Annotated in this window: 18 protein-coding genes; 10 read left to right on the top strand and 8 right to left on the bottom strand. The window is 75.4% G+C overall.

Annotation, left to right across the window (positions count from 1 at the left end; all coding sequences use genetic code 11):
- Positions 1-52 precede the first annotated feature (52 nt).
- Positions 53-1,648: a penicillin-binding transpeptidase domain-containing protein gene (locus QBL21_RS11490; RefSeq protein ID WP_407562038.1), complete on the bottom strand. Its 1,596-nt coding sequence runs from the start codon at positions 1,646-1,648 to the stop codon at positions 53-55.
- A gap of 154 nt (positions 1,649-1,802) precedes the next feature.
- Between QBL21_RS11490 and QBL21_RS11485 the strand changes: the two genes are divergently transcribed.
- Positions 1,803-3,728: an ABC transporter ATP-binding protein gene (locus QBL21_RS11485; RefSeq protein ID WP_407562037.1), complete on the top strand. Its 1,926-nt coding sequence runs from the start codon at positions 1,803-1,805 to the stop codon at positions 3,726-3,728.
- 124 nt (positions 3,729-3,852) lie between these two features.
- Here QBL21_RS11485 and QBL21_RS11480 read toward each other — a convergent pair whose 3' ends face one another.
- Entirely contained in the window at positions 3,853-5,115 is a 1,263-nt protein-coding gene (locus QBL21_RS11480; protein ID WP_407562036.1) for an MFS transporter, read from the bottom strand.
- A gap of 69 nt (positions 5,116-5,184) precedes the next feature.
- Positions 5,185-5,946, bottom strand: a complete 762-nt coding sequence (locus QBL21_RS11475) for a nucleotidyltransferase family protein (RefSeq protein WP_407562035.1) — start codon at positions 5,944-5,946, stop codon at positions 5,185-5,187.
- A 640-nt stretch (positions 5,947-6,586) separates the two neighbouring features.
- On the opposite strand from QBL21_RS11475, the gene erm reads away from it, so the two are divergent.
- Entirely contained in the window at positions 6,587-7,333 is a 747-nt protein-coding gene (gene erm / locus QBL21_RS11470) for an ErmE/ErmH/ErmO/ErmR family 23S rRNA (adenine(2058)-N(6))-methyltransferase (RefSeq protein ID WP_407566388.1), read from the top strand.
- 266 nt (positions 7,334-7,599) lie between these two features.
- Here erm and QBL21_RS11465 read toward each other — a convergent pair whose 3' ends face one another.
- From QBL21_RS11465 to QBL21_RS11455, 3 genes are all read right to left on the bottom strand, one after another.
- Positions 7,600-8,349, bottom strand: coding sequence for an exonuclease domain-containing protein (locus QBL21_RS11465; protein ID WP_407562034.1), 750 nt, complete (start codon positions 8,347-8,349; stop codon positions 7,600-7,602).
- A 158-nt stretch (positions 8,350-8,507) separates the two neighbouring features.
- A complete protein-coding gene (locus QBL21_RS11460) occupies positions 8,508-9,788 on the bottom strand; it encodes an SAV2148 family HEPN domain-containing protein (RefSeq protein WP_407566387.1) in 1,281 nt (426 codons plus the stop codon).
- A gap of 117 nt (positions 9,789-9,905) precedes the next feature.
- Positions 9,906-10,268, bottom strand: a complete 363-nt coding sequence (locus QBL21_RS11455; protein WP_407562033.1) for an exonuclease domain-containing protein — start codon at positions 10,266-10,268, stop codon at positions 9,906-9,908.
- 218 nt (positions 10,269-10,486) lie between these two features.
- On the opposite strand from QBL21_RS11455, the gene QBL21_RS11450 reads away from it, so the two are divergent.
- Both QBL21_RS11450 and QBL21_RS11445 read left to right on the top strand, forming a co-directional pair.
- The gene (locus tag QBL21_RS11450) at positions 10,487-11,248 is read left to right on the top strand and encodes a S1 family peptidase (protein ID WP_407562032.1); all 762 of its coding nucleotides are present in this window, start codon (positions 10,487-10,489) and stop codon (positions 11,246-11,248) included.
- Positions 11,249-11,539: 291 nt separating this feature from the next.
- On the top strand, positions 11,540-11,764 hold the full coding sequence (locus QBL21_RS11445) for a DUF397 domain-containing protein (RefSeq protein WP_407562031.1): 225 nt from the start codon (positions 11,540-11,542) through the stop codon (positions 11,762-11,764).
- A 12-nt stretch (positions 11,765-11,776) separates the two neighbouring features.
- Here the strand turns inward: QBL21_RS11445 and QBL21_RS11440 are convergent, their stop codons facing one another.
- Positions 11,777-12,715 carry an aminoglycoside phosphotransferase family protein gene (locus QBL21_RS11440; protein ID WP_407562030.1) on the bottom strand — a complete coding sequence of 313 codons (939 nt, stop codon included), beginning with the start codon at positions 12,713-12,715 and terminating at the stop codon, positions 11,777-11,779.
- A 132-nt stretch (positions 12,716-12,847) separates the two neighbouring features.
- Here QBL21_RS11440 and QBL21_RS11435 point away from each other — a divergent pair, with 132 nt between their 5' ends.
- A complete protein-coding gene (locus QBL21_RS11435; RefSeq protein ID WP_407562029.1) occupies positions 12,848-13,774 on the top strand; it encodes an NAD-dependent epimerase/dehydratase family protein in 927 nt (308 codons plus the stop codon).
- On the top strand, positions 13,758-14,705 hold the full coding sequence (sigJ, locus tag QBL21_RS11430) for an RNA polymerase sigma factor SigJ (RefSeq protein WP_407562028.1): 948 nt from the start codon (positions 13,758-13,760) through the stop codon (positions 14,703-14,705). Before QBL21_RS11435 ends, sigJ begins: the two co-directional genes overlap by 17 nt.
- Before the next feature lie 158 nt (positions 14,706-14,863).
- Here sigJ and prcB read toward each other — a convergent pair whose 3' ends face one another.
- Entirely contained in the window at positions 14,864-15,694 is an 831-nt protein-coding gene (prcB, locus tag QBL21_RS11425; RefSeq protein WP_407562027.1) for a proteasome subunit beta, read from the bottom strand.
- 260 nt (positions 15,695-15,954) lie between these two features.
- Here prcB and QBL21_RS11420 point away from each other — a divergent pair, with 260 nt between their 5' ends.
- The 4 genes from QBL21_RS11420 to QBL21_RS11405 all read left to right on the top strand — a co-directional run bounded on the left by QBL21_RS11420 (position 15,955) and on the right by QBL21_RS11405 (position 21,286).
- Positions 15,955-17,226: a hypothetical protein gene (locus tag QBL21_RS11420; RefSeq protein ID WP_407562026.1), complete on the top strand. Its 1,272-nt coding sequence runs from the start codon at positions 15,955-15,957 to the stop codon at positions 17,224-17,226.
- On the top strand, positions 17,223-19,325 hold the full coding sequence (locus QBL21_RS11415) for a polysaccharide pyruvyl transferase family protein (protein ID WP_407562025.1): 2,103 nt from the start codon (positions 17,223-17,225) through the stop codon (positions 19,323-19,325). Before QBL21_RS11420 ends, QBL21_RS11415 begins: the two co-directional genes overlap by 4 nt.
- A gap of 109 nt (positions 19,326-19,434) precedes the next feature.
- The gene (locus QBL21_RS11410) at positions 19,435-19,890 is read left to right on the top strand and encodes a GNAT family N-acetyltransferase (protein ID WP_407566386.1); all 456 of its coding nucleotides are present in this window, start codon (positions 19,435-19,437) and stop codon (positions 19,888-19,890) included.
- Between the two features lie 169 nt (positions 19,891-20,059).
- Positions 20,060-21,286: a globin domain-containing protein gene (locus QBL21_RS11405; protein WP_407562024.1), complete on the top strand. Its 1,227-nt coding sequence runs from the start codon at positions 20,060-20,062 to the stop codon at positions 21,284-21,286.
- Positions 21,287-21,303 lie beyond the last annotated feature (17 nt).

The following is a 21,303-nucleotide window of genomic DNA, read 5'->3' as shown; positions in this document are numbered from 1 at the left end:
GAAAGGGCGCGCGGCGCCGCCGTGCGGCCCGTACGGGCCACGCGCCCCCGGCTCAGCCCGCCGCCAGCACCGCGGCGACCAGCGGCCCCGCAGCCTCGCTGCCGTGGCCGCCCTCCGGCACCACCGCCGCCACGGCCAGGTCCCCGCGGTACGCCGTGAACCAACTGTCCGGCCGCTCCTGCCCGTCGACCTCCGCCGACCCGGTCTTCGCGCCCGCTCCGGCGCCGAGTCCCAGGCCCGCGGCCGTGCCGTCGGTCGCGGTCAGCTCCATCATCTGCCGCAGGTCGGCCGCCACCGGCGCCGGCAGCGGCTCGGCGGTGGCGATGTCGCGGTCGCCGAACGAGCGCGGGAGCAGCACCGGCTGGCGGAAGCCGCCCGAGGCGACGGTGGCGGCGACGGACGCCATGGTCAGCGGGTTCATCTGCACCCGGCCCTGGCCGATGATCGCCGCGGACTTCTCGTCGCCCTCCCCGACGGGCACGGCGCCGTCGAAGGTCGCCACGCCCGTCTGCCAGTCGTCCTTGCCGAGGCCGAACCAGCGGCGGGCGGTGACGGCCAGTTCGTCGTCGGCCAGCTCGTCGCCGAGGGAGACGAAGGCGGTGTTGCAGGACTGCGCGAAGTCCTGCGCGAACGTGGCGTCCTCGATCTCTCCGCCCTCCACATTGTGGAAGGTCATGCCCTGGTCGTGGGCGTAGGTGCGGGGGCAGCTCACCGGCGTCTCCGGCTCGACGCCCCCGGCCAGCAGCGCCGCCGCCGTGATGATCTTGAACGTGGAACCGGGCGCCGTCGCGCCCTGGAGCGCGTTGTCGAAATCGCCGCCCGCCTCGTTCGCGGTCGCGAGTATCTCGCCCGTGGAGGGCCTGACGGCCACGACGGAGGACCTGCGGTGCTCCCGTACCGCCTTCTCCGCCGCCCGCTGCACCCCCGCCTCCAGCGTCGTCGGCAGCTTCGCGGGCCTGCCCTTCGAGACGCCGAGCAGCGACCTGACGCTCCCGGAGCCGTCGGTCTGCTCGATCAGCACCTCGATCCCGGGCTCGCCGCGCAGCTTGCCCGCGTACCGCTCGCGCAGTTGCGCGAGCACCGGGCGCAGCGAGGGGTACTTCTCCTCGCTCAGCACCCTGCCGTCCGCGTCGACGGCGACCACCTGCGGGGTCTCGCCCTCCCGCGTGACCAGCCGCAGGTTGTCGGCCAGCTCCGGGTGCACGACGGACGGCTCCCAGTCGACCAGCGGCTTTCCGGTGGTCCGGCCGCGTACGACCGTCAGCTTCGAGTCGTACGTCCAGGTCTTCGCGTGCCCCCCGGCCACGACCCGCGCAGTGACGGAGAACGGCACCGTCGCGCCCCGTGCCGCGCCCGGCTCCAGCGTGAGCTTCCGCACCTTGGCGTCCGTGAAGTACGCGCCGAGGACCGGCTGCGCCTCGGCGGCGAAGTCCGTCAGCCGGGCCGCGTCGGCCGGGCGGCGGTCGGCCCAGGCGGCGAGGAAGTCACGGGCGGTCGTACGCACTTCGGCCGCGCTGGGCGGCCCCTTCTCGACGTCGTCGCCGCCCCCGCCGGCGACCGCCTGATAGATGTTGGTGACACCGAACACGGCCAGTGCGGCCATTCCGGCGAGCACCAGGCATAAAACGGCTTTGGCTCCCGTTCGCATGCGCGTCCCCTCCACGGTCGAGGCCCCCCACGAACCACCCACGACTGTACCCGCGGGCACGGACGGCCCGCGGTTGCACTGAACCACGGTTCAGGTTCTAGCTTTACGTGCAGGCCGCCGCACCCGGCCGCGCACCACGAGACGGGAGAACCCGATGGACATGCAGGCCACCGCCTGGCAGTCGCTGCACAGTACGGTCACCGCGCAGCGGGACAGGCGCCCGCTGTCGCGGGCCGGGCTGGGGCGGATCTGGCGGTTCGCCCAGCCGCACCGGCGGCTGCTGAGGTGGTTCCTGCTGCTCAGCGTGGTGACCGCGGCGCTGGCCGTGGCCACGCCGCTGCTCGCCGGCCAGGTCGTGGACGCGATCGTCACCGACGCCGACCGGGGCCGGGTCGTGTCCCTGGCGCTGCTGATCGCCGGCATCGCCGTCGCCGAGGCGGGCTTCGGGCTGCTGGCGCGCTGGCTGTCGGCCCGTATCGGCGAAGGGCTCATCCTCCAGTTGCGCACCGCCGTCTACGACCACGTGCAGCGCATGCCGATCGCGTTCTTCACCCGCACCCGCACCGGCGCCCTCGTCAGCCGGCTCAACAACGACGTCCTCGGCGCCCAGCGCGCGTTCAGCAACACCCTCTCCGGCGTCGTCGGCAACGTGGTGACCCTGCTGCTCACCCTCGCCGTCATGCTGCGGCTGTCCTGGCAGATCACCCTCCTCGCGCTCGTGCTGCTGCCCGTCTTCGTCCTGCCCGCCCGCCGCATGGGCGCCCGCCTCGCCCGGCTCCAGCGCGAGGCCGCCGACCACAACGCCACCATGGGCACCCAGATGACCGAGCGGTTCTCGGCCGCCGGCGCCACGCTGGTCAAGCTGTACGGGCGGCCGGACCGGGAGTCGGCGGAGTTCCGGCAGCGGGCGGCGCGCGTACGGGACATCGGGATCCGTACGGCCATGGTGCAGACGCTCTTCATCACCGCCCTCACCCTCGTCTCCGCGCTCGCCCTCGCGCTCGTCTACGGCCTCGGCGGCTACTTCGCGCTGCGCGGCAGCCTCGACGCCGGCGCCGTCGTCGCCCTGGCCCTGCTCATCACCCGCCTGTACGCGCCGCTGACCTCGCTGGCGGGGGCTCGGGTGGAGGTGATGAGCGCGCTCGTCAGCTTCGAGCGGGTCTTCGAGGTGCTCGACCTCAAGCCGCTGGTCGCCGAGCGGCCGGACGCGCGGGAGGTGCCGGAGGGGCCGGTGGCGGTGGAGTTCGACGGCGTGGACTTCGGCTACCCGGCCGCCGACAAGGTGTCGCTGGCCTCGCTGGAGGAGGTCGCCGTGCTGGACACCAAGGCCGGCGCGCAGGTGCTGCACGGGGTGTCGTTCCGCGCGGACCCCGGCCGGATGGTCGCCCTCGTCGGCTCCTCGGGCGCGGGGAAGTCGACGATCGCGCAGCTCATCCCGCGGCTGTACGACACGGACGGCGGCACGGTCCGCCTCGGCGGCGTCGACGTCCGCGACCTGTCGGCCGCGTCGGTGCGGGCGACGCTCGGCATGGTCACCCAGGACGGGCACCTCTTCCACGAGTCGGTGCGCGAGAACCTGCTGCTGGCGCGGCCGGACGCGAGCGACGCGGACCTGTGGGACGCGCTGCGCAAGGCGCGGCTGGACGAGCTGATGGCGGCGCTGCCGGAGGGCCTGGACACCGTCGTCGGCGAGCGGGGCTACCGGCTGTCGGGCGGCGAGCGGCAGCGGCTGACGATCGCCCGGCTGCTGCTGGCGGAGCCGCGCGTGGTCGTGCTGGACGAGGCCACCGCGCACCTGGACTCCACCTCCGAGGCGGCGGTGCAGGAGGCGCTGGCGGAGGCGCTGGCCGGGCGCACGGCGGTGGTCATCGCGCACCGGCTGTCCACGGTGCGGGCCGCGGACCAGATCCTGGTGGTGGAGGCGGGCCGGATCGTGGAGCGGGGCACGCACACGGAGCTGCTGGCGGCCGGCGGGCGGTACGAGGAGCTGTACCGGACGCAGTTCGCGGAGGATGCCGGGGCGCCCTCCGCCGCCGCGTGCGCGGCGGGGGACGGCGAGTTGGTGAAGCAGGAGGCGTAGGACCCGCAGGAGGCGGAGGACGCGGGAGACGCGGGGTACGGGCCGGGGGCGGGTGCGGCGGACGGAAGGCGCCCGCCCTGCGGCGGCGGGCCGGCCGGGTCCGGTGACCGGTCAGGCAGCCGCGTCAGGCGACCGGGTCCGGCTCCGGGACGGGGGCGCCCGGGAGGTGGCGGCGTGCGCGTACCGGTGAGAAGTACAGCGGCAGCGCGGCCAGCACGAGGATCACCGCCCCCGTCCACAGCGCCGCCCGTACGCCCGCGAACTCGCCGATCACGCCGGAGAGCGCCGAGCCCAGCGCGACGGAACCCATCAGCAGGAACCGGAAGGTGGCGTTCATCCGGCCCAGCAGCGCGTCCGGCGTCAGCCCCTGCCGCAGGCTCAGCCCCAGCACGTTGTCGACGCCGGTCTTCACCGACACCAGCGCCATCCCCGCGATCCCCGCCGCACACAGCAGCGGCGGCCGGCTCAGCAGCGGTGCGAGCAGCGCCGCCGGCGCCACGCACAGCCCCGCGGTCGCCAGCGTCCAGCCGCAGCCCCACCGGGCGGCGAGCGGCCGGGCGAGCCGGGCGCCGACGAAGGTGGCGGTGCCGCAGAAGACCCAGTAGACGCCCAGCAGCCAGGCCGGCAGCCCGAGTTGGCGGATGAAGAGCACCGGGACCATCGTGTTGACGGTCTGCGCCCCGAGGTTGGCGCAGGCGGCGGCCAGCGCCAGCGAGCGCAGCTCGCGGCTGTGCAGCACGTGCCGCAGCCCGTCGCGCATCTCGGCGGCCAGCCGGCGGGACGCGGGCGCGGGGCGGGTACGGCGCGAGGTGCCGTCGCGGATGCCGGTGAGCGATATGGCCGCCGCCAGGTGGCTGACGGCCTGCGCCGCGACCGCGACCGGCGCCGTCAGCACCTCCACCAGCAGCCCGCCCATCCCGCGCCCGGCGACGCTGCCGACCGCGTACAGGCCGACGACGCCCGCATTCGCCCGCACCAGCGCGTCCCGCCCCACCACCGCGGGCAGGCAACTGTGCGAGGCGACGTCGAAGAAGACCGTCGCGCAGCCGGCCAGCCACACGGCCGCGTACAGGTGCGGAAGGGTGAGGGCGCCGAACCACCAGGCCAGCGGCACGGCGGTGAGCAGCACGACCCGTGCCAGGGCGGCGGTCACCAGCACCGGCACACAGCCGAGCCGGTCGACCCACACCCCGGAGGGCAGGCCGATCAGCAGGTAGGCGGAGGTGCCGAGCGCGGCCAGCAGGCCGATCTGACCGGGGCTCGCACCGAGACCGAGCGCCACCAGCGGAAGGGCCAGATGGCCGACCTGGATGCCGATCTGATCGGCGGCGGTGGCGGCGTACAGCCGTCGGAAGGCGGGCACGCGCCAGGGGGATGCGTATGCCATGGGGGGAGCTTGCCGTGCCGCCCCGGCGTGGCGGAACCGGAGCGCGTACGTCCCGCCCCGGCGGCCCCGCTACCGGTATGCTCCGCCCTTCGCGCCCGGCGGCGGGCCCGTGGCGCCCGGCGCGGTGAGCAGCGGCAGGACGTCCCCGACCAGCTCCAGTTGCAGCCGCAGCGCGTCCCGCGGGGCCGCGCGCAGCACGGCGCGCATCAGGTCGGCGGCGCCGGCGGGGCTGGCGAGATCGTCCAGGTGGCGCTGGCACGCCCCGACGTCGAGCGAGGGGTTGGGCAGGTCGTTGGCCGCGCACAGGGTGCGGATCAGCTCGTTGGTCATGACGGCCGCCGCCCACCCCGTCTCCACGGGGTCGCCGCGCTGGCGCACGGCCTGCATCTTGGGTACGAGGTGCGCCCAGAACCCGGCGTAGTGCGCCTTGATCGGCTCGGGGGTGCGGTAGCCGGCGTGGATGGTCGCGGCGTCGGCCATGAGCCCGGCGACGGCGCCGTCGGGGTCGTGCAGGGCGACGCCGTCGAGGAAGGCGTAGCCCCAGGACTCGTCGCCGACGCGGTCGGGGGCGAAGCACGAGCGCCACTGCGCGGCGGTGCGCGGCACGAGGTCGACGGTCAGCGGGCGGCGCCGGGACCGCCAGGGGGCCTGGCGCACGGGGTCGGTGGCGGTGACCACCAGCACGTCGAGATCGGAGTCGGGGCGGGCGGTGCCGCGGGCGAGGGATCCGGACAGCAGAACGCCGCGGACGTCGGGGTCCGCGCGCAGTTCGGTCAGCACCACCTCCAGCACCGTGCGGTGCAGCGGGGTGGGAAAGGCAGCGGTGGTCATCTCGCTCCCGGGTCCGGCCCAGCGGGAGCGTAGCAGCCCCGACACCGAGCGTACGGGCCGGGGGCGGGGCAGGGGCGGCGGGGCCGGAAAAACCGGTGTGCGCGGGCGGTGGGCCGACGGCTAAGGTGGCCGCGGAAGTGCATCCGAGGCAAGGAGACACGGTGGCAGGCTGCTGCTTCGCGGGCATCGGCGGGCTGACCCGTCTGTGCACCGGTGGCCACGCAGGTCTGCGGCGTGCGTTCTTCTCCCTCATGCCGTACCGCCCGCGCGTGGTCCCGGCGCCCTGACCGGCAGCCCGGGACGGCATTCCCGCTGAGCGACCCCGTCGCAGCCCTCGCGATCCGCGCGCCCTGAGCGCGCCCGCAGGGCTTTTCCCGTCACGTCCGCGTGCCCCGCCGAGGGCCGACGTCGTGCTGCCCGGCCAGGGCCATCCGCCAGTGAAGGAACGCACTTCTTTCCGGAAGGACGGCCGGCTGTGGCCCGCTCTCACCGACGCGCGCACGCGCGCGCGGATTCCGACACGAACCGTCGTGGCGACGCCCGCACGACCACGGGCGGCAACGCCCGCACCAACCGCCGCCGCGGCTCCCCCGCGGGAGCCGGCGGCGACGATAACCGGCGCGACTCGCGGTCGCGCTCCCTGACCCTCTCCCAGAACTTTTTGGCCGGCCCCGCCGTCGCCCGGCGCGTGGTGCGCGTCGCGGCGCCGGACGGCCGGCTCGTCGTCGAGGTCGGCGCCGGCACCGGGACGCTGACCGAGGCGCTGGCCCCGCACTGCCGGGAGCTGATCGCCTACGAGATCGACCGCCGGCTCCTCGGCGGGCTCCGCGCCCGGCTCGCGGCCCACGACCATGTCCGCGTCGTGGGGCAGGACTTCCTCACCGCCCGGCCGCCCCGGGAACCGTTTTCGGTGGTGGGCAACGTCCCGTACGCGCGGACCGCCGAGATCGTCGACTGGTGCCTGCGCGCGCCGCGGCTGGACTCCGCGACGTTCGTCACCCAGCTCGAATACGCCCGCAAACGGACCGGGGACTACGGCCGTTGGAGCCTGCTGACCGTGCGCACGTGGCCGTGGCACGAGTGGCGGCTGTGCGGGCGGGTGCCGCGGGAGTGCTTCCGGCCGGTGCCGCGGGTGGACTCGGCGGTGCTGCGGATCGAGCGGCGCCCGCGCCCGCTGCTGCCGCGGGGCGAGGAGGCGGCGTACCGCCGGATGGTCGAGGCGGGCTTCGGCGGCGCGGGCGGCACGCTGTTCGCCTCGCTGCGCCGCGCGGGCCACCCGCGGGCCCGGCTGACGGCGGCCTTCCACACGGCGGCGCTCCCCCGGGACACGGTCGTGGCCTTCGCCACCCCCGCCCAGTGGTTGACGCTGCACCAAGCGCTGCGCTGAACCCGCGGCCGGACGCGGCGACGGGCCCACCCGGGGCCGGCGGCGGGGCGACCCGCCTCGCCGCCCCGCGGGCCCGGCGGCGGTCCGGGGCCGCGGCGCGTGCCGTGGCCCCGGACCGCGGGCGGGAACGCCGCAGGGCCTCCGCCCGCATGGCGGGCGGAGGCCCTGCCCGGCGGCGCCGGACGCCTTGCGCCAACTCCCCTGCCGCGCCCGGCAACCGGTGCGGCTCCCCCGTCACCCCACCGGCGCAGTCGTCCGATCCCGGACTACGCCACCGCGCCGTCCGGGCCGAAGCCGCGCTCGGCCACCGGCTCCGCCGCCGGCGCGGGGGGCTCCCCCGCCGGCGCCGGGCCGCGGGACTGGCGGACGAGCCACTGGCGGTAGCCCTCCGCCCGCTCCGCGTGCCAGTCCTCCTGGCCGCGGTGCAGGTCCCATGGGGCCGCGGCGGCCACCTCCCCGTACCGCTCGGCTATCGCCACCGCCAGCCGGACCGCCGCCAGCGCGTCCTCCGCGGCGTCGTGCGCGCGGCCGAGCACCACCCCGTACTCCACACAGACCGCCTCCAGCGTCCGCTTGCCCTCCCGGAACGGGTCCACCGTCCGGTCCATCGCGTAGGGATCGATCACCGGGCCCTCCTTCCCGCCGCCCAGCCGCTCGCGCATCGAGGCGAGCCCGTGGCGGCGCAACTCCGCGGCCAGCAGCGTCAGATCGAATGTCGCGTTGTACGCCACGACGGGCACGCCGCGCGACCAGTGGGCCGCCAGCACGTCCGCCACCTCGTCCGCGACCTCCGCGGCCGGCCGGCCGTGGGCCGTCGCCCGCTCGTCGGTGATCCCGTGGATCGCGGTCGTCTCCGGCGGCACCGGGACGCCGGGGTCGGCCAGCCACTCCCGCCTGCGCGCCGGCACGCCGCGAACGGCCTCCACGACGGCGGCGGAGACGATCCGCGCCTCCCCCGGGTCCGTCCCGGTCGTTTCCAGGTCGAAGCCGACCAGCAGCTCCCCGTACCACCCCATGGGCGCCCTCCCTGCTCCGTGGCCAGTGACTCCACACTCTCACCCGCCACTGACATACCGGACCGGAAGATTCCGGATGCCGGGGAGCGGTCAACGCGCGTCGACCGAGGCCGCGGAGAAGGGGTGCCGGGGGCGTGGCAGAGGGCTGCGCGCGCCTGTCAGGAGACCGGGCGCGCGTCCGTCCAGAAGCTCTCGAACTCCTCGCGGTACACCTCGAAGAGCCCCGGCTCGCCGCCGCCCTCCCCGTGCACCAGCTCCCGCCGCGCCGCCCGCAGCACCAGCGCCGGCGCCTCCGCCCCCCGGGCCCGGCGCAGGTACGTCTGCACCACGCCGAGCCCGTCCGGCCGGTCGCCGTTGATCAGGTACGCGGTGAACCGCGGCGTCTCGTCGAAGACGCGGATGTCGAACGCCCCCGCCGGGTCCCCGCCGCCCTGCGGGCGCAGCCGGGAGCGCACCCGGCGCATGTGGATGATGTTCGTCTCCACCGCCCGCGCCAGCTCGCCCCGCTTCATGCCCAGTTCGCGCTCGCGCCGGCGCACCGTGCTGCTCGCCGGGTTGAGGAACAGCAGCCGGATCCGGCAGCCGCCCTCCGCGAGCCGGCCGAGGCGGCGGCCGGAGTAGTTCTGCACCAGCAGGTTGAGCCCGATGCCGATCGCGTCCAGCCGCCGGGCGCCGCCGAAGAGGTCCTCGGCGGGCAGCGCGCGCTGGAGCCCGACCCGGTCGGGGTGGACGCCGACGACGTCCGCGTACCGGTCGCCGACCAGGTCCTCCACCGCGTCCACCGGCAGCCGGTCGGCGGACGGCGGCTGGTCGTCGGCGCCGAGGAGGCGCAGCAGCCGGGCCGCGGCCCGCTCGGCCTGGGCCAGGACGGTGCCGGACAGGGCGCGGTTGCGGGAGACGACGTTGCGGGCGACCTCCAGCTCGTCCAGCGCCAGTTCCAGGTCGCGCCGGTCGTCTAGGTACGGCTCGAAGCACGGCCAGTGCTGCACCATCAGCTCGCGCAACTGGGGCAGCGTCAGGAAGGAGATGACGTTGTCGTCGGCGGGGTCGAGCAGGTAGCCCTTGCGCCGGCTGACCTCCCGCACCGCGACGGCGCGCTGCACCCACTCCTGGCCCGCGGGCCCCGCGGCGGCGACGACCCAATCGTCGCCGTGCACCGGCTCGTAGACGGGCCGCAGCACCGAGGCGACGACGGAGCGCAGCCGCTGCTCGACCACGTTCAGCCAGATGTACGCCCGTCCCGCGCGTGCCGCGCGGGTGCGTACTTCCTCCCAGTCGTCCTCGCCCCAGCCGATCTCCGCGCCGATCTCCATCGGGCGGGCCAGCGACACCGTCCCGGGCGGTGGCGCGCCTGGCGGCGGCTCGGCCGAGCCGCCGCCCCCGCGGCCCCCGTCTTCGGGACCGCCTGCCGGGGGCAGCTCAAGACCGCCCGCACCCACGCCTGTACCGCCTTCCGCGCCCTGCTCCACGATCACGGCAGCGTACTGCCACGACCACCGGGGCGCATCCTGATCGAGCCAGGGGTAACCCAACTGCCGCGCCCCGTTCCGCGGTTGTCACCCGGGTGGACCGCGAACGGGCGTCGAACGCGCCGCAAAGCGGCCCCGGGCGGCCCGCGGACGACCCTCAAGTCCCCCTCGGACGGCCCGCGGACGACCCCGCCGGCCGCCTACGCCCCGCTGCCCGGCGGCGGCCTGTTCGGGGGTGAGGGTGGTCAGCCGGGTGCAGAAGTCGCCCACCTCGGAGCGCTCCGGCCGCACCAGCACCGAGCGCCGCGAGATCCGTTCGCCCGTGGGCACGTCCAGCTCGCAGAGCCCGATCTCGATGATCTCCGGGCTCATCCCGGCCGGCGGCGGGCCCTCCCAGCAGGTGGCTTCGACGTCGACGACGAGGACGCGGTCGAGGAGCAGCGTGGTCATGCGCACCAGCCAAGCACGCGGCGTCCGCGCGCCGCGCGGCGTTTTCCCGTGGGCCCCGGGCGCCGCCGCGCGCCCCGCCGCCGGCTTCCATCGCTGCGCGTTATGGGAAGTTGTGATTACCGCGAACTCCCGGTTTCCGGAATCCTGACGCCTGGTACTTCCATGGCCCTCCACGCGCGGGCCCACCCGAACCCGCGTGCCTTCGGAAACGAGGAACCTTGCGAATAACCAGATCGATCCCCACGCTCATCGCCGCACTGCTGGCCGCCCTCACCTTCGGCGGCACGGCGGTTGCCGCGGACCACACGTCCGCCCGCGGTGCCACCGACTCCTCCGCGGCGGCACAGGCCCGTACGCCCGAAGGGCCGCCGTCCACGAAGATCATCGGTGGCGGCTACGCCCAGAGCGGCCCCTGGGCCGCGCGGCTGTTCTCCAACGGCCGCCAGACGTGCAGCGCGTCGATCATCGCGCCCACCTGGATCCTCACCGCCAAGCACTGCGTCACCGGCGGTGGGCTGTCCTTCCGCATCGGCAGCCTCGACCAGACCAGCGGCGGCACCATGGCCAACGGTGTGCAGACCTACACCCACTCCTCCGACCTGGCGCTCGTGCGCATCGACCGGTCCGTCTCCACCACGTACGCCACGCTCGGCCAGCCCGGTTCGGTGACGGTCGGCCAGAACGTACAGGTCTACGGCTGGGGCGCCACCTCGCAGTGCGGCTCCGAGATCAACTGCCAGTCCCGCTACCTGAAGGTCGCCAACGTCACCGTCACCGGCGGCTGTAGCGACGCCTACGGCGGCAACGCCATCTGCGCCCGGCGCGGCGACGGCATCACGGCCGGCGGCGACTCCGGCGGTCCGATGATGGCGAACGGCGTCCAGGTCGGCGTCGCGTCCACCAGCGACCGGCAGACCACCACCGCGTACACGAACGTCACGCGGTACCGCTCCTGGATCCAGTCCATCGCCGGTGTCTGAGCCGCGCGGGCCGCACCGGCCGCACGGCACCTGAAGCCGGACGGATGCACCGGTTCGTACGCCGGCACGCCCGGACCGGGCGCATCCGTCCACTCGCCGCCCACCTGCCCCGCCTGTCCCGCCTGACTGCGCGCGGGGCAGGTGGGCGGATCTCTGAGGGGGGACGGCAAGCCTCCCCGGCGCCCCCGCCTCCCAGCGCTCCGCCGCGGTCATCCCGCCCGCGGCGGGGTGCCGGTTTGTCCAAGTGACGATCCCTTGCCCCACTCCGGTCACGGACGAAAGACTGGGGGCATGACCGCATGGAATGACCGGTTCGACCTGAGTGATGCCCGGTGGCGCAAGGCCAGTTACAGCGACTCCGCGGCGACCGCCTGCCTTGAGGTGGCGGACGGCTTCCACGCCACTCTGGTCCCGGTGCGCGACAGCAAGGACCCGCACGGCGCCACCCTGGTCTTCACCGCCGACGCCTGGGAATCGTTCGTCGACGGCGTCAAGTCGGGGGACTTCGAGGCGTAGGGAGCCCTTCCCCTACAGTCCCGCCAGGTCCGCCAGCAGCCGCGCCTTCCCCAGCACCCGGGTGCCGTACGCGACGCGACCGTGCTCCGCGCGCCACAGCGCCTCCTCCACCAGCCGCGCCACCCCCCACGCCGCCAGCCGGCCGGCGTCCTCGCCCAGTTCGCCGGCGAGGAGCGCGAGACGGTTCGCGACCGTGCGGTGCGGATCCGCGGCGGCGAACGGGTCGTCGATCTGCTCCAGCAGCGGGAAGGGGTCGTAGCCCGGGTCGCCCGTCATCGGCTTGGCGTCGATGGCCAGCCAGGGACGGCGGTGAGCGGCGAGTACGTTGCCGGGGTTGAAGTCGCCGTGGACGACGGCCTCGCGGGCGGCCCCGCCCGGCAGTTCGCGCAGCAGCCGGGCGCCGCGGGCGACGAGCCCCGCGTCGTAGCCGGGGCGCAGCCGCTCCATCCGCTCCTCGACGAGGTCGGCCCACTCGGCGCACACGTCCGCGACCCGCTCCAGAGAGCTGTCCCGCGGCACCGGGGCGCTCCACAGCTCGCGCAGCACCTCGGCGCCGAGCCGAAGCCGGTGCTCCGCGCCCGCTTCCCCGGCCGCGCCGAGTTCGGTGCCCGGCTCGCAGCGCTCCAGCAGCAGCGCGTGGTGCGCGGGGTCGTGGTCGATCAGCCGTACGGCGCCCTGGCCGTCCCAGAGGCGCAGCCCCTCGGCCTCCCCCGCCGCCTCGCGGTGCGGCCAGGTGACCTTGAACACGGCGTGCGTGCCGTCGGGCAGCCGGGCCGGCGCCACCCAGGAGCAGCTACCGCCCTTGAACGGGGCGCCGAGGCGCAGCGACCACCGGGCGCGGAGCTTCTCCACCAGGGCGGGCAGCTCCGCCAGCCAGGCGCGTCCGGAGGCGTGCACGCGCATCTCGGTGAGGACGGGCAGGTCGGGCGGGAAGAGGGCGGCGTCGCTCATCGTCCGCACGGTACCGGCGGGGCACCGGCCGCCGCCTCTGGTTTCCGGGCCCGCACGCCCCGGCCGGACCGGGTGTCACAGATCCGGGTGCTGCCCTGTCTCCAGGGGTTGTCATCACGGAAGGGGAAGATCATGCGAGTTCTCGTCACGGGGGCGACCGGCGCGCTGGGCCGGCACCTGGTCCCCGGGCTGGTCGAGGCCGGTCACGAGGTCACCGCCACCACGCGCACGCCCGCCAAGACGGCGCTGCTGCGCGGGGCGGGCGCCGAGCCGGTGGTGCTCGACGGGCTGGACCGCGAGGCGGTGCTGAAGGCGGTGGAGGCCGCGGAGCCGGAGGTCATCGTGCACCAGATGACCGCGCTGGGCGACATGCGGAGCCTGCGCAACGTCGACAAGGTGTTCGCCGCCACGAACGACCTCCGCACCCGCGGCACCGACAACCTGCTGGCCGCGGCGGAGCGGGCCGGCACCCGCCGCGTCGTCGCGCAGGGCCACAACTTCGTCTACGAGCACTCCGGCGGCCCGGTGAAGTCCGAGGGCGACGCGACCGTCACACGCCCGGCCGTCGCGTCGGCGGCCCGTACGCTGGCGGCCGTCAGGCACGTGGACGAGAACGTGCCGCTCAGGGCACGGGAGGGCATCGTGCTGCGGTACGGCACGTTCTACGGGCCGGGTGCCTCGGACCCCATGGTGGAGGCCGTACGGAAGCGGCAGATGCCGGTGATCGGCGGCGGCGCCGGGATCTGGTCGTTCATCGAGATCACCGACGCCGCCGTCGCGACGCTCGCCGCGGTCGAGACCGGCGCGCCCGGCGCGTACAACGTCGTCGACGACGAGCCGGCGCCGGTCGCGGAGTGGCTGCCGTACCTCGCCGAGGTCGCCGGCGCCAAGCCGCCGATGCGGCTGCCCGCCTGGCTCGGGCGGCTGCTGGCCGGCGGTTTCGTCGTGGGGCAGATGACGACGGCGCGCGGCTCCTCGAACGAGAAGGCCCGCAAGGAATTGGGCTGGACGCCGCGGTACGCGAGCTGGCGGGAGGGGTTCCGTGCCTGGGTCCGCTGAGGAGGACGAGGCGGGCACGGCGGCGGCCGGCTACCGGCCGCTGCTGTTCTCCATCGCGTACGGGATGACCGGCTCCGTGGGGGACGCCGAGGACATCGTGCAGGACGCGTTCCTCGGCCTGACCCGGGCCCGCCGGGCGGGCACGGAGATCGCCGACCCCAAGGCGTACCTGACGACGGCCGTGACACGGCTCGGCATCAACTACCTCGGCTCGGCCCGGGTGCGGCGGGAGAGGTACGTGGGCGACTGGCTGCCCGAGCCGGTCGTGGTGCCCGCCGACCGGCCGGGGCCGGCCGAGTACGCCGAGCTGTCGGACTCGCTGTCCATGGCGTTCCTCGTGCTGCTGGAATCCCTCTCGCCGGTGGAGCGGGCGGTGTTCATGCTGCGCGAGGTCTTCGGCTACGGATATCCGGAGGTCGCGGTGATAACCGGCAAGTCCGAGGTGAACTGCCGGAAGATCTTCGCCCGCGCCCGGGGGCACCTCGCCGCGGGGGCCCGGGACGACGACGGCTCCCCGCCGCCGTCGCGGCAGGCGGAGACCGGGGAGCTGGCCCGCCGGTTCTTCGAGGCCGCCGCGGGCGGCGACATGGACGAGCTGTTCGCCATGCTCGCGCCCGACGTCGTGCTGCACGCGGACGGCGGCGGCAAGACCCAGGTGGTCGAGCACCCGCCGGCCGGGCGGGAGGCCGTCCTGCGGCTGCTCCTCGGCCTGTTCCGCCGGATCCGGGCCCTCGGCGTCTCCCTCCGGCTCGCGTGGGTCAACGGGCGGCCGGGCGCGGTGATGTACGACGCCGGGGGGCGCGTGGCCAGCGTGTTCGAACTCGACGTGGCCGACGGCATGGTGCAGGCGATCCGGTCCGTGGTCAACCCCGACAAGCTCGGCCACCTGGGGCCGGTGTCCGACATCGCGCGGCTGCCGCCGCCGGGGTGACCGGCCGGCGGGCGCGCGCCGCCGAACCCGCCCCCGTACGGCCGGACCGGGCCGCGCCGCGCCGTGCCGGGCCGGGCCGGGCCGTGCAACAGCGCCGTGCCGTGCCGGGCAGTGCCGGACCGGCGGTGCGGGAACGCGGTCCGCCGGCCCGGACTCCGCTACGACAGCGGCGCGTTCGGGCCGTCCGGCCGCCCGCGGCGGCCCTCCAGCACGGCGAGCGACAGCTCCGACACCCGGGCGTCCGGCAGCCGCCGGCAGCCCTCCTCGGTGACGGTGTAGACCAGCGGGTAGATGCGGCGGGTGGCGTCGGGGCCGCCGGTGGCGCTGTCGTCCTCGGCGGCGTCGTGGAGCGCCTGCACGGCCATCGTCACGGCGTCGTCCTCGCCCATGCCCTCGCGGTACAGCTTCTTCAGCGCGCCGCGCGCGAAGACCGACCCCGAGCCCGTGCCCCCGAAGCCCTTCTCCTCCGCGCGCCCGCCGGTGATGTCGTACGAGTAGATCCGCGCGGTCCCGCTGCGCGGGTCGTACCCGGCGAAGATCGGCACGACGGCGAGGCCCTGCATGGCGGGGCCGAGGTTGTCGCGGATGAGGGTGCCGAGGCGGTTGGCCTTGCCCTCCAGGGAGAGCGGGACGGTCTCGATCTTCTCGTAGTGCTCCAGCTCCAGGCGGAGCAGGCGGACCATCTCCTCGGCCATGCCGGTGGAGCCGGCGATGCCGACGGCGGAGAACTCGTCGGCCGGGAAGACCTTGTCGAAGTCCCGGTGCGCGATCATGCCGTTGCCCAGGGTGACGCGGCGGTCGGCGGCGAGGAGGACGCCGTCGGCGTAGGACGCGGCGACGATCGTGGTGCCGTGCGGGATGTCGACCGCGGCGGAGTCGGCGCCGGGCAGCCGGCGGCCGGCGGGGAGCCGGTCCGGCGCGTAGGAGGCGAGGAAGTCCGCGAACGACGACGAGCCGGGGGTGAGGAATTCGGGCGGCAGTTGCTCCACGGCGGTTCCCTTCGTCGACTCTCGGTCCGTCCGGCCGTCCGGCTCACGGCCGTTCGCCTCACGGGCGGGCGCCGCTCGCGGCGGCGTACCGGTCAGGCAACGTCCGACCCTACCCGTACGCCCGCCGGGCCCGCCGTGCGCGGCGGTCCGCGCCCGCGACCCGAGCTTCGCGCAGTGTTCATCTCACGTCTGCCGCGCGGTCGAACCGGGCGTCGGGGACTGCGGAACAGTCGCACCCTGTCGCACGAACCGGGAGCACGATGAAGACTCCGCGATCCAGACCGTCCCGCCGGGCGAGGGCAGAGCAGGCGTTCGCGCTCGCGGAGTGCGCCCGCGTGTGCACCGGGTACCTGGCCGGGCTGACGGCCGAGGACTCCGGCGGTGCGTCGCCGCCCGGCGCGGGCCCCGGACCCGCGCGTACGGCCCTGGTGGCGGCGCTCGGCGAACTGCTCGGCACCGCACCGCCGCCGCCCCGCGAGGCGGTGGGCACGGAGCTGTTCGACACCCTGCTGCGGGCCGGCGAGCGCGCGGTGGACACGGGCGGCGAGCGGGAGCTGCTGCTCGCGGTGGAGCTGGCCGGCACGGGCCTGGCACTGCGCGCGAAGTCCCGCGCCGCCTGGCGGCTGCGGGCGCACGCCCTGGACGCGCTGGGCCACGCGACGGCGGCGACTGAGGCGTACGAACGGACGCTGGCCCTCGGCAGCACGCACCCGGAGACACCGCTGCGGCTGTCGCTGGCACGCGAGAAACGGGACTGCCTGGCGGCGGCGGTGGGGCTCTTCCCGCAGGACACGGCGGCGGACGGCCCGGCGGAGGACGGGACTCCGGCCCCCGGGCGGGAGTTCGCCCGGGCGGTCGGGGCGGAGGCGCTGCCCGAGGTGGTGCGGGAGGCGTTCACCGGCTACGTCGGGGAGCAGGTGAGCCGGTACGGGGCCGGGGACGCGCGGGTGCGCGAGCTTGCCGCGCAGTACGGGACGTACTGCCGCATCCTCGCCCAGGGCCGCATGGCCGACCCGCTCCTCGCCGGCGCCCGCCCCGTCGGCGTCGCCGACCTCCGCGGGCTCGTCGCCGGGAAGACCGCCTGCGTCGTCGTCGGGCCCGGCCGGTTCGAGGACGCCGGCGCGTACGAACTCGTCGTCCGCTGCGACGACTTCCGCGGCGGCGAGCGCGCCGACGTGCACGCCGTCGCCGACCTGGCGTCCGCGTCGTGGCACCGGCCGGCCGGTGTCCGGCTGGTCTTCGCCGACCCCGGCGAGGCGTGGCGGGAGGCGGTCAGGCGCGCGGTGCCCGGCGCACAGGAAGGGCTCGGCGACGCGTCGCTGCGCCGCCCGCTGCACGACCCGGCGCTGCTCGGCGACGGCGGCTGGGGACCGGAGACCAGCGCCGCGTTCACCGTGCTGCGGCTGCTGGACCACCTCGACGTCAGCCCGCGGCTCGACGTCCTCGGCGCCGGCCGGCTGCGGCCGGAGGAGCGCCGCTGGATCGGGACCCGGGCGAAGGACCGTACGAAGACGAGGACCGCCCTGCGATGACCCCTTCCGCCCCCCGCTCCCCCGCCGCCGCGCCGGCGACCGCGACCGCCGCCCCCGGGGCGCCGACGAGCACGGTCCCGCCCCGGGTCCGCGGCACGTCCCGGCCCGCGCCGGCACCACCCGGCCCCGCCGCCGCACGGCACCGCGCGCCCCGCGTCGCCTTCGCCTGCCGGGTCGACGCCGCCGACCCCGCCCACGCCGCCGGGCTGCCCGCGCTGCTCCGCAGCCTCGCCCTCGCCAATCCCGGAGTCTGCGAGGACTTCCTGCTCCTCCACGACGGCCTGCCGGACGACGTGCTGGCCGCCGCCCGCCGGCTGCACCCCCGGATCGTCGAACTCCCCGCCGCCGCCGACGCCGCCGAGGCCGGCAGCGGCGGCGACGGCGCCGCCCCGGACCCGTACGACGAGGTCACAGAGCTGCACCCCCGCTGGCTCGTGGCCGCCGACCTCGCCGTCCTCCGCGACCCGTCCGACGAGGTCCGCGCCCGCCACGACCTGACCGACGAGCAGTTCTGGCGCGCGTACTGCACGCTGCCCGCCCACCGCCAGCACCCCGAGCTGCTCCTCCACTACGGCCCGGCCCTCCTGCGGCTGCGCCCCACCACCGACCTCGCCCGCCGCACCGCCCTCGGCCTGCGCGCGATCGGCGCGTACGAGGAGGCGGTGGACGTCCTGTCCGCCGTCCGCCCGCAGGCCGACCAGCCGCGCTTCCACGACACGATGGGCACCGCGCTGCTGGCCGTCTCCCGCTACGACGAGGCCGAGACCCACCTCCTGCTGGCCGCCGCGGCCCCCGAGCTGGCGCCGAAGGCGTTCAGCCAGCTCGCCCGGCTGGCCTGGCTGCGCGGCGACGAGGAGCGGTCGAGGGCGTACGCGCGCGAGGGCCTGGACGCCGAACCGACCAACCGCACCTGCCGGGCGCTGCTCCGCGGCGGGTACGGGCTGCCGGAGTTCGCGGCGCACCGCGGGGAGGCGTCCGTCGTCTCCACGCAGCTCGCGCACGCCGCCGCGTACGCCACCGGGCAGGAGAACGCCGGCGACAAGGTGCTCCCGGAGGCCGTCCGGCTCTGCTTCGGCCCCGACCCCTCCGCGCGCCGGTGGCACCCGGTCCCCGTGCACCGGCTCTTCGACGAGGAGGCGCTCGCGGAGGTCAACGCGCGCCGCGGTCTGGTCGTCGGCGGTGGCGGCCTGTTCCTGCCCGACACCTGGCCCAACGGCAACAGCGCGTGGCAGTGGAACGTGCCGGACGAGCTGCTGGCCCGTATCGAGGTGCCGCTGGCCGTCTTCGCCGTGGGCTACAACGTCTTTCCCGGCCAGTCCTACCGCCGCAGCCGCTTCCGCGAGAGCCTTGCGGCGCTGGTGGAGCGGTCGGCGTTCTTCGGGCTGCGCAACCGCGGCTCGGTGGAGCGGGTACGCGAGCTGCTGCCGGAGCGGCTGCGCGACCGGGTCGCGTACCAGCCCTGCCCCACCACCCTGACCCGGCTGCTCCAGCCGGGCTGGGACGACGCCGCGGTGGAGCGCGCCGACACGGTGCTGGTCAACTGCGCGTACGACAGGGCGGGGATGCGCTTCGGCGACGGCTATCCGCGGTTCCTGGACGCCATGGCGCGGGCGGTACGCGCGCTGCGCGAGCGGGCGGACGTGCGGGTGGCGGCGCACATGGCGGCGGACGAGCAGTTCGCGCACGACCTGCGCCGGGAGCACGGGATAGCGCTGCCCGTGGAGGCGCTGTACGACCGCGGCAACGACGAGATACGCGCCGCTTACCGCCGTACGCGCCTGGTCATCGGGATGCGCGGGCATGCGGGCATGATCCCGTTCGGCTGCGGTACGCCCGTGCTGAGCCTGGTCTCGCACCCGAAGCTGGCGTACTTCCTGGCCGACATAGGCCGCCCGGAGTGGGGTGTGCGGGTGGACGACGAGCGGCTGGCGGAGGTGCTGGTCGAGCGGGCCGGGGCGGTGCTGGACGACCACGGGGCGGCGGTGGCGGACGTGCTGGACCGCCAGCGGGTGCTGTGGAAGGCGACGCGGGACAACCTGGCGGGGCTGCGGACGGCGCTGGGCCTGGAGCGGCAGCAGGGGCCGGGGGAAGCGCCCTAGGCGCGGGGTGTCCGGGCCGGGTTAGATTCCCGGGATGAAGACCGGACTGAAGATTCGCACGGGAGGCCCCGCCGACGTCCCCGCCATGCTCGCCCTGCTCGACGGGGCGGTGGCCTGGCTGAAGGAGCGGGGGCGCATCGACCAGTGGGGTACGGAGCCGTTCTCGGAGCTGCCCGAGCGGGTGGCGCAGATGGAGAAGTACGCCGAGGCGTTCCTGCTGCGGGTCGCGGAGACGGCGGAGGGCCGCGTCGCCGGGGTGTCCGTGCTCGCGGACGAGCCGCAGCCGTTCGTACCGGCGGCCGGGGAGCCGGAGTTGTACGTCCGGCTGCTGGTGACGGACCGGGCGCTGTACCGCGCCGGGGTGGGCGCGGCGCTCGTCGCGGACGCGCGTGCGGAGGCGGAGCGGCGCGGGGTGGGGCTGCTGCGGGTGGACTGCTACGGGGGCGGGGACGGGGCGCTGGCGGCGCAGTACGAGCGGCTCGGGTTCACGCAGTGCGGTGCGTTCACGGTGGAGCGCCCCGGGCGGCCGACCTGGCCGGGGCGGGTGCTGGAGATCCGGCTGTGAGGCGGTGGCCGTGACGTTGCCGTGCGGCGGCCAGCGGCCGGCGGCCGGCGGGCGGCGGGCGGCGGGCGGCGGGCGGCGGCTTTGAGGGGTTCGTTCCACTTGCTGTGCCCCGGGCGGAACAGACATTCGGTGGCGACTTGGGAAACTTGTTCGATGCCGTGTTGAAGAAGTGACCCATGGGTCAGTACCGTCCGTGTGCGTGGATGCAAACGAGCGAATCCGGGCGAGTTTTGCCCGAGTTGAACGCAGAGCCGATCATGTCGCCAAGTATTTCTATTCGCATCTGTTTGCCCGCAATCCGGGTGTCCGCGAGCTGTTCCCCGCGGACATGTCCGAGCAGCGCGACCGCCTCTTCGCCGCCCTCACCCTCGTCGTGCAGCGCCTCGACGACCCGGACCTGCCGCGCTACCTGTCGACCCTGGGGCGCGACCACCGCAAGTTCGACGCCCGGCCCGAGCACTACGCGGCGGTCGGCGAGAGCCTGATCGCCGCGCTCCGCTTCGGCCTGCCGAACACCTGGGACGAGGAGACCGAACAGGCGTGGCTCGGTGCGTACAAGATCCTCTCGGACGCGATGATCAGCGGCAGCGAGGAGGCGGACAAGCAGCAGGCGCCGCGCTGGTGGGACTGCCGGGTCGTGGCCCGCCACCAGGCCGCCCCGGGCGTCACGGTCCTCACCCTCCTCCCGGACCGGACGCTGCCCTACGCCGCGGGCCAGTTCGTGAGCGTCTCCTCGCCGCAGGTTCCGCGGGTGTGGCGCCCGTACTCCATCGGCTGCGCCCCGCGCGCCGACCGCACCATCGACCTGCACGTCAGCCGGGTCGACGGCGGCCTGCTCAGCCCGGTGTTGACTGACCGGACGGCGCCGGACGACAGCCTGCGCCTGGGCGCCCCTGCGGGCACGGCCGTCCTGCCGAAGCGGGCCGGGCAGCCGGTGACCTTCATCGCCGCGGGCACCGGCTGGGCCCCGGTACGGGCGCTGCTGGAGGACATGGTCCGCCGCTGGACGCCGACCACGGCCCGGCTGTTCCTGCTCACCCGCAGCCCCGCCCACCTCTACGACCCGGAGGCCGTCGACGCGCTGCGCAAGCAGCACCCGTGGGTGGACGTCACGGTGATCACGCCGGAGCGCACCGAGCGCCAGGGCGCGGCGGCCCGCCGCCTGGAGGCGGCCCTGTCGGCCCACGCGGACTGGCCGAAGCACCGGGTGTACCTGTCGGGCCCGGCGGGGTTCATCGCGGACGCACGGGAGCTGGTGCGGGGCTACGGAACGCCGCCGGAGCAGATCGCGTACGATCACGTGCCGCCCCCGGAGCGCGCGGCCCGGGAGCCGGGGCACTCGTCGTGGTTCCTGAACCCGTCGCAGCCGCAATGGATCAACCCGGCGGACCGCTGAGGCCGGCGCGTATTCCG

This window comes from Streptomyces sp. 184 (genome assembly GCF_045781775.1).
GTDB lineage: Bacteria > Actinomycetota > Actinomycetes > Streptomycetales > Streptomycetaceae > Streptomyces.
Note: the sequence above shows the minus strand (reverse complement) of the source record. Positions and strands in the feature narration are given on the sequence as shown.

What these genes read in the sequence shown, in the direction of transcription:
- QBL21_RS11480 (WP_407562036.1), bottom strand. Translation starts at nt 5,115, where the DNA reads ATGGCATACGCATCCCCCTGGCGCGTGCCCGCCTTCCGACGGCTGTAC.
- QBL21_RS11490 (WP_407562038.1), bottom strand. Translation starts at nt 1,648, where the DNA reads ATGCGAACGGGAGCCAAAGCCGTTTTATGCCTGGTGCTCGCCGGAATG.
- QBL21_RS11475 (WP_407562035.1), bottom strand. Translation starts at nt 5,946, where the DNA reads ATGACCACCGCTGCCTTTCCCACCCCGCTGCACCGCACGGTGCTGGAG.
- QBL21_RS11485 (WP_407562037.1), top strand. Translation starts at nt 1,803, where the DNA reads ATGGACATGCAGGCCACCGCCTGGCAGTCGCTGCACAGTACGGTCACC.
- QBL21_RS11440 (WP_407562030.1), bottom strand. Translation starts at nt 12,715, where the DNA reads ATGAGCGACGCCGCCCTCTTCCCGCCCGACCTGCCCGTCCTCACCGAG.
- QBL21_RS11455 (WP_407562033.1), bottom strand. Translation starts at nt 10,268, where the DNA reads ATGACCACGCTGCTCCTCGACCGCGTCCTCGTCGTCGACGTCGAAGCC.
- QBL21_RS11445 (WP_407562031.1), top strand. Translation starts at nt 11,540, where the DNA reads ATGACCGCATGGAATGACCGGTTCGACCTGAGTGATGCCCGGTGGCGC.
- QBL21_RS11420 (WP_407562026.1), top strand. Translation starts at nt 15,955, where the DNA reads ATGAAGACTCCGCGATCCAGACCGTCCCGCCGGGCGAGGGCAGAGCAG.
- QBL21_RS11435 (WP_407562029.1), top strand. Translation starts at nt 12,848, where the DNA reads ATGCGAGTTCTCGTCACGGGGGCGACCGGCGCGCTGGGCCGGCACCTG.
- QBL21_RS11465 (WP_407562034.1), bottom strand. Translation starts at nt 8,349, where the DNA reads ATGGGGTGGTACGGGGAGCTGCTGGTCGGCTTCGACCTGGAAACGACC.
- QBL21_RS11415 (WP_407562025.1), top strand. Translation starts at nt 17,223, where the DNA reads ATGACCCCTTCCGCCCCCCGCTCCCCCGCCGCCGCGCCGGCGACCGCG.